Source organism: Piscinibacter sp. PDB5-1 (assembly GCF_056676035.1).
In genome coordinates, this window is the sequence record NZ_JBWVZL010000001.1 from 403,567 (window position 1) to 414,557 (window position 10,991).

Annotated in this window: 10 protein-coding genes; 3 read left to right on the top strand and 7 right to left on the bottom strand. The window is 67.4% G+C overall.

What is annotated here, in order from left to right; all coding sequences use genetic code 11:
- Nucleotides 1–15: 15 nt before the first annotated feature.
- The 5 genes from nirB to ylqF all read right to left on the bottom strand — a co-directional run bounded on the left by nirB (nucleotide 16) and on the right by ylqF (nucleotide 5,554).
- Entirely contained in the window at nucleotides 16–2,556 is a 2,541-nt protein-coding gene (gene nirB / locus AC1KAT_RS01795; RefSeq protein ID WP_480322173.1) for a nitrite reductase large subunit NirB, read from the bottom strand.
- 443 nt (nucleotides 2,557–2,999) lie between these two features.
- Entirely contained in the window at nucleotides 3,000–3,407 is a 408-nt protein-coding gene (locus AC1KAT_RS01800) for a VOC family protein (protein ID WP_480322175.1), read from the bottom strand.
- Between the two features lie 43 nt (nucleotides 3,408–3,450).
- Nucleotides 3,451–3,993 (bottom strand): SRPBCC family protein, encoded by a 543-nt coding sequence (locus AC1KAT_RS01805; protein ID WP_480322177.1) that lies wholly within the window; start codon nucleotides 3,991–3,993, stop codon nucleotides 3,451–3,453.
- Between the two features lie 123 nt (nucleotides 3,994–4,116).
- Nucleotides 4,117–4,482: a YciI family protein gene (locus AC1KAT_RS01810; protein WP_480322179.1), complete on the bottom strand. Its 366-nt coding sequence runs from the start codon at nucleotides 4,480–4,482 to the stop codon at nucleotides 4,117–4,119.
- A 106-nt stretch (nucleotides 4,483–4,588) separates the two neighbouring features.
- Nucleotides 4,589–5,554, bottom strand: a complete 966-nt coding sequence (gene ylqF, locus AC1KAT_RS01815) for a ribosome biogenesis GTPase YlqF (protein ID WP_480324284.1) — start codon at nucleotides 5,552–5,554, stop codon at nucleotides 4,589–4,591.
- 126 nt (nucleotides 5,555–5,680) lie between these two features.
- Between ylqF and AC1KAT_RS01820 the strand changes: the two genes are divergently transcribed.
- From AC1KAT_RS01820 to AC1KAT_RS01830, 3 genes are read left to right on the top strand one after another with little or no spacing between them, the layout of a single operon-like run.
- A complete protein-coding gene (locus AC1KAT_RS01820; protein WP_480322181.1) occupies nucleotides 5,681–7,090 on the top strand; it encodes a 2Fe-2S iron-sulfur cluster-binding protein in 1,410 nt (469 codons plus the stop codon).
- 5 nt (nucleotides 7,091–7,095) lie between these two features.
- Nucleotides 7,096–7,674, top strand: coding sequence for a hypothetical protein (locus AC1KAT_RS01825; protein ID WP_480322183.1), 579 nt, complete (start codon nucleotides 7,096–7,098; stop codon nucleotides 7,672–7,674).
- Entirely contained in the window at nucleotides 7,671–8,414 is a 744-nt protein-coding gene (locus AC1KAT_RS01830; RefSeq protein WP_480322185.1) for a cytochrome c3 family protein, read from the top strand. The genes AC1KAT_RS01825 and AC1KAT_RS01830 overlap by 4 nt, the downstream gene beginning before the upstream one ends.
- Nucleotides 8,415–8,530: 116 nt before the next feature.
- On the opposite strand, the gene AC1KAT_RS01835 is transcribed toward AC1KAT_RS01830, so the two are convergent.
- The gene (locus AC1KAT_RS01835; protein WP_480322187.1) at nucleotides 8,531–10,438 is read right to left on the bottom strand and encodes an AAA family ATPase; all 1,908 of its coding nucleotides are present in this window, start codon (nucleotides 10,436–10,438) and stop codon (nucleotides 8,531–8,533) included.
- The gene (locus tag AC1KAT_RS01840; RefSeq protein ID WP_480322189.1) at nucleotides 10,431–10,673 is read right to left on the bottom strand and encodes a hypothetical protein; all 243 of its coding nucleotides are present in this window, start codon (nucleotides 10,671–10,673) and stop codon (nucleotides 10,431–10,433) included. Before AC1KAT_RS01840 ends, AC1KAT_RS01835 begins: the two co-directional genes overlap by 8 nt.
- Between the last annotated feature and the right edge of the window lie 318 nt (nucleotides 10,674–10,991).

Genomic DNA, 10,991 nt, shown 5'->3' on the forward strand with positions numbered 1-10,991 from the left:
CTCCTGGAACGTCGCTCAGGCCTGAGCGGTATCGGCCGACACGCGCTCTTCGGGGCGCGCCGGGCGGATCTGGCCCCGCTCTTCGACGAAGACGATGTGCTCGTCGCGCTTGTCGCTGTTGACGAACGAGCGGAAGCGGGCGCGCGTGGCCGGGTCGTTGACCGCGGTCTTCCACTCGCACTGGTAGGTGTTCACCACGTGCTGCATCTGCGCTTCGAGTTCGGCGGCGAGGCCCAGGCTGTCGTTCAGCAGCACGTCCTTCAGATAGTCGAGGCCGCCTTCGAGGTTTTCGCGCCAGGTGCTGGTGCGCTGCAGGCGGTCGGCCGTGCGCACATAGAACATCAGGAAGCGGTCGATCATCTGAATGAGCTGGGCCTTGCTCAGGTCGCTGGCGATCAGCTCGGCGTGGCGCGGCTTCATGCCGCCGTTGCCGCAGACGTAGAGGTTCCAGCCCTTCTCGGTGGCGATGACGCCCACGTCTTTGCCCTGCGCTTCGGCGCATTCGCGGGTGCAGCCCGAGACGCCGAACTTGATCTTGTGCGGCGCGCGCAGGCCCTTGTAGCGGTTCTCGAGTTCGACGGCGAGGCCCACGCTGTCGTCCACGCCGTAGCGGCACCAGGTGCTGCCCACGCAGCTCTTCACCGTGCGCAGCGACTTGCCGTAGGCATGGCCCGACTCGAAGCCGGCGGCGATCAGCTCTTCCCAGATGGCGGGCAGCTGTTCGAGGCGGGCGCCGAACATGTCCACCCGCGCGCCACCGGTCACCTTGGTGTACAGGCCGTACTTCTTGGCCACGGTGCCCACGGCGATCAGCCCGTCGGGCGTGACCTCACCGCCCGGCATGCGCGGCACCACCGAGTAGGTGCCGTCTTTCTGGATGTTGCCGAGGTAGTAGTCGTTGCTGTCTTGCAGCGCGGCGAGGTCTTTCTTGAGCACGAACTCGTTCCAGCACGAGGCGAAGATGCTCGCGGCGGCCGGCTTGCAGATGTCGCAGCCCAGGCCCTTGCCGTGCTTGTGCAGCAGCGCGTCGAAGGCCTTGATCTCACCCACGCGCACCAGGTGGTACAGCTCCTGGCGCGAGTACGGGAAGTGCTCGCAGATGTGGTTGTTGACCGCCATGCCGCGGCGGCCCATGTCGAACTTCATCACCTGCGTGACCAGCGGCACGCAGCCGCCGCAGGTGGCGCCGGCCTTGGTGCAGGCCTTCAGTTCGGCGACGGTGCAGGCGCCGTTGCCCACCGCGTCGCAGATCTGCGCCTTGGTGACGTTGTTGCACGAGCAGATTTGCGCCGTGTCGGGCAAGGCCTCGACACCCAGGCCGGGCTTGGCCTTGCCGTCGCTCGACGGCAGGATCAGGAACTCAGGGTCGGCCGGCAGCGTGATGCCGTTGAGCGCCATCTGCAACAGCGTGCCGTACTCGTCGGCATTGCCCACCAGCACCGCGCCGATGAGCTGCTTGCCGTCTTCGCTGACGACGATCTTCTTGTAGACCTGCTTGCGCTCGTCCACGTACTGGTAGTTGCGGCAGTTGGGTGTGCGGCCTTGCGCGTCGCCGATGCTGGCGACATCGACCCCCATCAGCTTGAGCTTGGTGCTCATGTCGGCGCCGACGAACTGCGCGTCGCTGACCTCGCCCGACACCTGACCCGCGATGTGGCGGGCCGTCACGCGGGCCATGTCGTAACCCGGGGCCACGAGGCCGAAGGTCTGCTCGTTCCACGAGGCGCACTCGCCGATGGCGTAGACGTTGGGGTCGCTGGTGAGGCAGTTGCTGTCGATCACGACGCCGCCGCGCGGGCCGATGGCCAGCACGCACTGGCGGGCCAGTTCGTCGCGCGGGCGAATGCCGGCCGAGAACACGATCATGTCGGTTTCGAGCCAGGTGCCGTCGGCGAACACCATGCGGTGGCGCGCGGTCGCGCCGTCGGTGATCTCGACCGTGTTGCGGCTGGTGTGCACGTGCACGCCCAGCTCTTCGATCTTGGCGCGCAGCACCTTGCCGCCGCCTTCATCGACCTGCACGGCCATCAGGCGCGGCGCGAACTCGACGACGTGGGTTTCCAGGCCCATGTCGCGCAGCGCCTTGGCGCATTCGAGGCCCAGCAGGCCACCGCCGACGACCACGCCGCGCTTGGACTTGGCGCCCGAGGCTTTCATCGCTTCGAGGTCTTCGATCGTGCGGTAGACGAAGCAGTGCGGCCGGTCGCGGCCCGGCACGCCCGGCACGAAGGGGTTCGAGCCCGTGGCCAGCACCAGCTTGTCGTACGGCAGCACCTCGCCTTCGGCGGTGGTGACGGTGTGGGCGCGGCGGTCCACCGATGCGGCCTTGGCCGCCAGGCGCAGCGTGAAGCCCGTGCGCTCGAAGAAGCCCGGCTCGACCAGCGACAGCTCATCGGCCGACTTGCCGCTGAAGAATTCGGACAGGTGCACGCGGTCGTACGCCGGACGCGGCTCTTCGCACAGCACCGTGACCTCGGCGCCGGTGACGCCGGTTTCCGCGAGGCTTTCGAGAAATTTGTGGCCCACCATGCCGTGGCCGACAACAACGATCTTCATGTTTGATCCTGCGAGTACCCGTGGGCCCGGGGACGGTGTGCAGGACACGGCGCCTCGGCCCACCCTGGTCGTGCGGCGACGCATCGCGCGCCGGCCAAGTACGGGTGTGGATTGGGTTGGAACTGCCAAACGCGCGGCCCGCGAGGGCCCGACATCGTTCAGGGGTTCCGCCATCGTTAGCGGAGGGGCAACAACAGTCCGAGGCAACGTCACCTGCGGACACGCATCCCTATCGCAAGCTCCGTGCCGCCCTCCCGGGCGGGGCTGCGGGGCCCTCGATGCACTGGTTTCTGACAGCGAGGCGGCGGTTCCGCCTCGTTACGGTGCGCGCGCCGGCCGGCTGGCGAGGGCTCAGGCGCGCGACGATCCCCGTCCTGGTGCGTGGCAGGCCACACCGCACGGGGCACCCATGGGCCCCTGAAGGCCGGCGGGTGGGTGAGCGCTCAGCAGTCGGCCGGCGTGCCGGTCATGTGCACCAGTTCCCACTGGTGGCCGTCGAGGTCTTCGAAGCCATGCGCATACATGAAGGCGTTTTCTTGCACCGGGTTCGGCGCGGCGCCGCCCTCGGCCAAGGCCTTGGCGACCAGGCCATCGACCTCTGCGCGGCTGTCGCAGCTCAGGCACACCAGCACCTCGGTGGCCTTCGTCGCATCGCAGATCGGCTTCTTGGTGAAGCCCTGAAAGAACTCGGTCGTCAGCAGCATCACGTGGATGTGCCCTTCATCGACCACCATGCAGGCGCCCTGCTCGTTGCTGAACTGCTCATTGAAAGGGAAACCCAGCGCGGTGAAGAAAGCGCGGCTGCGCGGCAGGTTCTTGACGGGCAGGTTGACGAAGATTTGCTTGGCCATGTCGGCTCCTTTGAATGGGTGAAGTTCGTCAGGTGGTCGGGCGTCACGGCCGCTCGGCCAAGGCCTTCAGGCTGGCGAGGCCGGCCTCGAAGTCACCGCCGACCATGCGGTCGATGTCGAAGATCACATGCATCACCTTGCCGAGGAAAGGCGTCGCGCCGCGCATCGCCCAGGTCACCTCGGTGGCGTCGCCCTGCGGCACGAGCGTGAACTCGATCGCGTTGCTGGCCGACATCGGCTCGGTCATGTCGAGTTGCATGGCCACCTGCTTCGGCGCGGTGGCACCGGTGATGCGCAGGCTGCCCGCGCCGACCTCGCTGTTGCCCACGAAGTCGTACGCCGCGCCGGGGCCGCTGGCCGGGCCGCGGTAGGTGCCTTGGATCTGCGGGTCTTTCTTGTTGAACGGGTTCCAGCTGTTGAACCGGTGCATGTCGTTGATCAGCGCAAACACCTGGTCTGGTGGCGCCTGGATGCGCACCGAGCGCTGCACGCTGAAGCTGTCGGGCCGGCCCGAGGCGTACAGCAGCAAGGCGACGATGGCGAGGCCGAGCGCGCCAACGACGACGAGGGCGATGGTCTTGATCATGGGAAAGGGCTCCTTCCTGGGTTGACGTGGCCGGCGGGTGTTCCGCAGTGGCCTCCATCCCCACGACGAGCCAGCCGGCCTGAAATCGACAGGCGACCGATCGGTACAAACCCTAGGCCAGCTTCAAGGACTGGTTTCGTAGCAGGGCGCGACGGCCCGCACCTCGACCGTGCACCACTCGGCCGCCGGGCAGGCGGCGGCCAGGGCCAGGGCCTCGTCGCGCGTGGTGCAGTTGACGAGGAAGAAGCCGCCAACCATCTCTTTCGCCTCGGCGAAGGGGCCGTCCACCACACGGGCGCGACCGGCCTGCACCTGCACGCGCGCAGCGCCGTTTGATTGCGACTCCAGCGACTCCCCGGCCAGCAGCAGGCCGCGGTCGCTCAGGTCTTGTTTGAACGCCATCATCCGCGCGTACAGGGCCCGGCCTTCGGCCTCGGTGCGGGTGAGCCGCTGTCCCAGCGGCTCGATCATCATCAGCATGTAGGGCATGGTGCGTCGTGGGTCAAATGGGTGGCACGGCAACGGGCGCGATTTGAGCACGGGCCTTGCGCCGGGACAGTGACTCCCCCACTGCGAGAGGCGTCAACACCGCGCGTCAAGGGGCCTCGGGCCCCTCGCCCCCGTCGCCCGCATCGGCCGGCCCGCCGCGCTGCGGCTTCTTCTTGCGCTGCTCGCGCTTGGCCTGGCGCTCGGCTTCCTTCAACTGGCCGGCGGCCTGCCACGCCGCGAACTCGTCGGGGGTTTCGAGGGTGATGCGCCCCCAGGCCCCGCTGCGAAAGTCGTTCAGGGTGATCTCGGCCGCCTTCTGCAGGTTGACCCGCCCGCCGGCCATCAGCCCGCCGCGCTTGCGGCCCACGTCGGCCAGCAGGTTCTCGTCGGCAATGCTGGCGATGTCGTTCAGCTTGTAGCGGGCCTGCAGCCGGTCGGCGTAGCGCTTGCGCACGATGGCCAGCAGCGTCATCGCCACGTCTTCTTCGTCGTAGGCGTTGCGGCCGATGCCACCGCTCGCCGCGAGCAGGTAGCCGCTTTCTTCGACCGTAATGCGCGGCCACAGCATGCCGGGGGTGTCGAACAACTGAAAGTCGCTCGCCAGCATGATGCGTTGCTCGACCTTGGTGATGCCGGGCTCGTCGCCCGTCAGCGCCGCGCGCTGCCCCACCAGGGTGTTGATCAGCGTCGATTTGCCCACGTTCGGAATGCCGCAGATCAGCACCCGCACCGGCTTGACCATGCCACCGCGCAAGGGCACCAGCTCGCGGCAGGCCGCGATGAGCTGGCGCGCCGGCGCGGTGACGCTCGCATCGAGCCCGATGGCGCGCGTGCCCGGCATCGCCTGGTAATGCGCCAGCCACAGCTCGGTCAGCGCCGGGTCGGCCAGGTCTTGCTTGTTCAACACCTTGAGCGCCGGCTTGCCAGCCGTCAGCTCGGCCAGCAAGGGGTTGGCGCTCGAACCCGGCAAGCGCGCGTCGAGCAATTCGATCACCACGTCGATGTCGGGCAAGCGCTCGACGATCGCGCGCTTGGTCGAGTTCATGTGACCCGGAAACCACTGGATGGCCATGTCGTTGGAGCTGTTCTGTGCGGCGCACGCGATGCGTGCCAAAGCGGCATTGTCGCGGCAGGTGCGGCCGGCCTTTCCAGGCCATCTGCAAGCGTCCCCAGGCCCTTGGCCGATGGGTGAGTGGCGATGGCCGCCGGCGTGGCGGTGCTGCCGCTGCTGCACTTGAGCGAGATCGTCCTTTCACGCCGGATGCGCGCTGCGGAGGTGTCACCCCGGGGTCTGATCCGCGTCAAGGTTGAGGCGCCGATCCAGCAACAGACTCAGCAGACGATGTTGCTCACCGTGCTGCCACCGGACCTCACAGCCGCCCAGTTGCTCACAGGAATTCTGGCTGCGCTGCTGCTGCAAGTCGGGCTGGGTGTCGGCATGGCCATCTGGCGGCGGTCGCGGTCGATGGTCGCGGCAGACCTCGGTGCGCCCCCGCCACCCAAGCCGGCCGGCACGGCGGCTTGGCCGGGCACGCGTGAATTTCGCGTGGCTTCACGCCACCATGAAGACGCCGCCAAGACACAGTGCTCGTACGTCCTTCAGCCCGTCGATGGACAGGCCTTGCCCGAGTTCCGCCCGGGGCAGTTTCTGACCTTCGTGCTGCAGGTGCCCGACGCGGCGACCGCAGGCGAAAGCAGAACCGTGACACGCTGCTATTCGCTGTCGGACGCCCCGGCCCCAGACCACTACCGGGTCAGCATCAAGCGGGTGCCGCCACCGGCCGATCGACCCGACCTTGCGCCAGGGCTGGGTTCGAACCACTTCCATGATCACGTGCAGGCAGGTGACGTCCTCCAGGTCAAGGCACCCTCGGGACAGTTCTACATCGACGCCGACCCGACCGTGCCGGCCGTGCTGATCGCAGGCGGCATCGGCATCACGCCGATGATGAGCATGCTCTTGTGGTGCCTGAGCCGGCAACCTGACCGCGTCGTCCACCTCTACTACGGCGTGCGGTTGGGCGCAGAGCATGCGTTCAAGGCGCAACTCGAACAACTCGCCGCGTCGCATCCACGCTTCAAGCTGAACGTCGTCTACAGCCGCCCCTCGCCCGACGACGTGCAGGACCGCGACTTCCGGTACACCGGACATGTCGATGTCGCCCTTCTGAAACGCACATTGCCTCACGGCCGCCATCAGTTCTACATCTGCGGGCCGGCAGCCATGCTCGAAACCCTGGTGCCGGCGCTGGCCGAGTGGGGCGTGCCCGACGAGGACGTGCACTTCGAGGCCTTCGGTCCGGCTTCGGTGCGCAGGCCTGCAAGCGCAAGCGCTGCGATGCCTTCCGAACTCGCGCTCGACGTGAGGTTCAGCCGGTCGGGTCGCACCCTCACCTGGGATGGACGCGACGCGAGCCTGCTCGACCTTGCCGAACGTTGCGGCGTCGAGGTCGAATCGGGTTGTCGAACCGGCAGTTGCGGCAGTTGCGAGACCCGCTGCCTGTCCGGGACGGTCAGCTATGCGCGCCGGCCGGATCACGATGTCGCGGCCGGGCATTGCCTGCTGTGCGTGGGCCGACCCGAGTCTGACCTGGTGCTGGAGGCCTGACACCCGTGCAAGCCCACCTGCTTAGAAACGAAGTGCTGCCCTTCGCGCTGTACATGGTCGCGCTCGTCGCATTCGCGTTGCTGATCGATGCGGCCCTGCACCTGCTCAACATCGTGTGGATCGGGCGCTGGCTCGGCATCCCGGGGGTGCTGCTGATCCTCGGCTCGTTCGGCTACTCGATGCGCAAGCGCAAACTCATCCACTCAGGCCAACCCGCCACGCTGCTGCGTTGGCATGAGGCACTCGCGTGGCTGGGCTCGCTGCTGGTGCTGGTGCATGCCGGCATCCACTTCAACGCCATCCTGGCGTGGCTGGCCGTGGGCGCCATGCTCGTCAACGTCGGCAGCGGGCTGACCGGCAAGTTTCTGCTCGCCCGCGCTCGCCGTCGGCTGGAGTCGGCCCGCCAACGCATGCGCGATCGGGGCGTGCCCGCAGACGAACTGGCCGACAAGACCTACTGGGACAGCATGACCTTCGACGCCGTCAAGCAGTGGCGGGTGGTTCACTTCCCCATCACGTTGGCGTTCGGCGTGCTGAGTCTGGCGCACATCATTGCCACCTTTCTCTTCTGGGGTTGGAAGTGAAAGGCCGCTGGCTGTTCTGGATCATCGCGGCCAACCTGCTGGCCCTCGTGGCGCTGGCCTTCGTGTATCCGCACCTGATGGTCAGCCCGGGGCCGGTGATCGCCGCACACAGCAAGATCGGGACTGACTGCTTCGCCTGCCACCGGCCCTGGCGTGGCGCAGCAGCCCCGCTGTGCATCGAGTGCCATGCGCTGCCCGACATCGGCCTGCGCACCACCCAGGGCGAAGCGATCGCCCCGCCCGTGAAGCAGCCGCGCCTGAAAACCGCGTTTCATCAAGAGTTGATCGAGCAGGACTGCATGGCCTGCCACACAGACCACCAGAGCCCTCGGCTCGTGCAGATCAGCCAGAAAGCCTTCTCGCATGAACTGCTGCGGCCCGCCGTGCGGCAGCAGTGCGAAAGCTGCCACCAGAAGCCCTCCGACAAGCTGCACCAGAAGATTGCCGGCAACTGCCAAAGCTGCCACAGGCACACCGCCTGGAAGCCCGCGAGCTTCGACCACGCGAAGCTGTTCGTGCTCGACCGCGACCACGACGCCAAATGCGCGACCTGCCACAAGGGCAACGACTACAGCACCTACACCTGCTACGGCTGCCACGAGCACACGCCAGCCAACATACGGGCCGAGCACGAAGAGGAAGGCATCCGAGACTTCGAGGACTGCGTCGAGTGCCACCGCGACCCGGGCGTTGAGCCCGAGCACGATGAGAGGTCAGATGCCCGCACGCGCCGAAGGTAGACCGGTCATGGCCGGCGATGGCGCCGAGCGACCGCCGTGCCCCGAAAGGCCTTCGCGCAAGCCGCTCACCCGATGAACGCCTGGCTGTGCAGACGCCTTGCCGGCCAGAGGTTCTTCTAGGCGCGCAGCCGCTCCCTCGCCTCGCCCCGAAACGCCGCCAAGCGATCGGCATACGGGTCCAAGGCGTCTTCGGTCCGGTTCAAAGGCAGCCCCACCAAGGCGGCAAAACGCGCAGGCGTGACCTGACCGTGCGTCATGAGTTCGTCCACCAGGGCAAGCAAGGCGTCGCGATGGCTTTCGATCAAGTCCATGGCGCGTGCGTGCTCGGCCTGCAGCAGCGCTTCGATGGGCGCGTTGCTGGCGTCCACGTCGGTGCAGAAGTTGTCTTCGCTGTTGGTCGAGACGTCGCTGCGGCCGATGCGCTCGCCGTGGCCCAGGTGGCGCAACATGCGGGCCGCGCTCTCGGTCGCTTTGCGCAGGTCGCTTTCAGCACCGCTCGACCCCAGCTCGGGCCCGAAGACGACCTGCTCGGCGGCGCGACCGGCGAGGCTGGTGCAGATCGAATCGAGCAGGTTGCGGCGCGACCAGACCTTGCGCGAGCTGTAGGCGTTGTAGCCACCCTCGAAGCTGGCGACGTGGATCTTGATCTCTTGCGGCGCGCGGCCGAAGAGCAGCGCATGCACCAGGCCATGCCCGGCTTCGTGCACGGCCAGCAAGGCGCGGAAATCGGCGTTGCTGCGCTGGCGCAGGCGGTTGATCTCGAAGGGCGCAGCGATCGCGTGCGACTGCCCGCGCCAGTGCGCGATGAGGCTGCGGCCGTCGGACGTGAGACCCACGCGGTCGCCCGCTTCGGCGCCGCTTTCCAGCGCCCACAGCGCCGCCTTCGCCAGGCCCGCCCCGAGGATGGCGTGCAGCGACGAGAACAGCGGCCGCGTGCCCTGCGCCGGAAACACCGCGTTCGCGTAGATCTGCTCGTGCACGCTGCCGTCCAGCTCGACGAGCAAACCGCAGCGTGCCGACGTCTCGCGCGCATAGCGGCCACAACCCTGCGCGATCAGTTGCTCGTAGGCACGACGCGAGAGCGAGGGGTAAACCACATGCTCGTTGCCCAGCCGCGCCACCTGCTCGGGCTTGAAGCGCTGGTTGAGCGCCTGCTTCACGTCGATCACGCTCAGCTTGCTGGTGAGCGCATGAAAGATGTCGGCATCGCTGTCGCAGTCGTCAACGCTCGTGGCGACATCGACGTACATCTCGTCGAGGTTGCCGCACACGAAGACGAGCAGGCGGCTGTAGTCCGTCTCCCATCGCTGCTGGCCGTTCTCGCGGAAGGCTCGCAGGCGCTCCTGGATCTGCTCGGGCGTCCAGGCCATGATGTCCAGCAGCGGCTCGGCGAGTTTGAGGTTGCGCTTGAGCTCTTGCGCTTCCCAGCTTTGCAGCTTGAAGCGCCGCTTGGCGTCGTCGGCATCGGCGCGCTCGGCATCGAAGGCCGCCGCGGCGATCGATGACTCGATGTCGCCCAGCAGCGAAAGCGCCGGCGGCAGGCGGCCGTCCGAGAGCAGCGCCCACACGTCCTGGTAGCGCTCGACGCGCACGTCATTGCGCTTGTTGTCGATGGTGCGGAAGCGCTGGAACTCGTCGAGCACCAGGATGCCCGGCTCGCCTTCACGCACGCCCGACTGCGACAACATGCCCGAGATGCTCTGCGCACCGCGCCAGCCCGCGCCGTTCGAGAAGCCGTCCATCTGCACCTCGACGAAGCGGTCGTAGAAGCCCAGCAGTTGCGCCAGGCGGCGCACGAGCTGCGTCTTGCCGGTGCCGGTCAGCCCCCAGAGGCAAACGATGACGGGCCGTGACACCAACTCGGGCATCACGTACCAGGCGCGCACCGAATCGATGACGCGGTCGATGATGAGGTCGATGCCGAACAGCTCGGTCTTGAGCTGGGTGGCCGTCTCTTGCAGCTGCTGGTTTCTCTGCGCCAGCTGCGCGCGCAGCGTCATGGACGTTGCTTGGGCGTCATTCATCCCAATCCTTTCGTCGCAGCAGCGCTTGCAGCGCCACGCGGTCGGCCCGGCGCTGTGCGCCGCGGCTCTGGATGTGTTGACCTGCGCCTCGCACGCCACGTTGACCGAGCGCGCGCGCCACGGGGTCGCGCGGGCCGGTGCTCGCTTCGAGCACCAGCGTCATCGGTTGTTTCATGCGGCGCAGGGCCTTGACCCGGCCCTCTTGCAGGGCGCGGGAACGGAGTTGTGAACTCATTGCGGTTCCGAAAAGCAAAAAGCCCCGGCTCGATGGCGGCGGGGCTTTGCTAAGCCGCGCGGTCTGAGGCCGTATCTGGGAAGACACGGTTCAGCCGGGGCTCGGGAACCGTGTTCAGTCGTTGGTGGTGATGAACATCGAGGACATAAGGGGGGATCTCCGTCATGCGGACGCTGTCGTGGGCGCCATTCAGCAATGGGGCGCGAATGATGCGGATGTCGATGCAGTTGCGCAAGCGCGGCGACACCCCCTTCGTTGCGGCGAGCCAACGGACTGCGCGCGCTGGCCGCCGGCGTGCCGCTCGATGCCACCCGCATA

Coding starts and splice junctions, on each gene's coding strand:
- nirB (WP_480322173.1), bottom strand. CDS start 2,556: ATGAAGATCGTTGTTGTCGGCCACGGCATGGTGGGCCACAAATTTCTC.
- AC1KAT_RS01800 (WP_480322175.1), bottom strand. CDS start 3,407: ATGGCCAAGCAAATCTTCGTCAACCTGCCCGTCAAGAACCTGCCGCGC.
- AC1KAT_RS01805 (WP_480322177.1), bottom strand. CDS start 3,993: ATGATCAAGACCATCGCCCTCGTCGTCGTTGGCGCGCTCGGCCTCGCC.
- AC1KAT_RS01810 (WP_480322179.1), bottom strand. CDS start 4,482: ATGCCCTACATGCTGATGATGATCGAGCCGCTGGGACAGCGGCTCACC.
- ylqF (WP_480324284.1), bottom strand. CDS start 5,554: ATGGCCATCCAGTGGTTTCCGGGTCACATGAACTCGACCAAGCGCGCG.
- AC1KAT_RS01820 (WP_480322181.1), top strand. CDS start 5,681: ATGGCCGCCGGCGTGGCGGTGCTGCCGCTGCTGCACTTGAGCGAGATC.
- AC1KAT_RS01835 (WP_480322187.1), bottom strand. CDS start 10,438: ATGAATGACGCCCAAGCAACGTCCATGACGCTGCGCGCGCAGCTGGCG.
- AC1KAT_RS01840 (WP_480322189.1), bottom strand. CDS start 10,673: ATGAGTTCACAACTCCGTTCCCGCGCCCTGCAAGAGGGCCGGGTCAAG.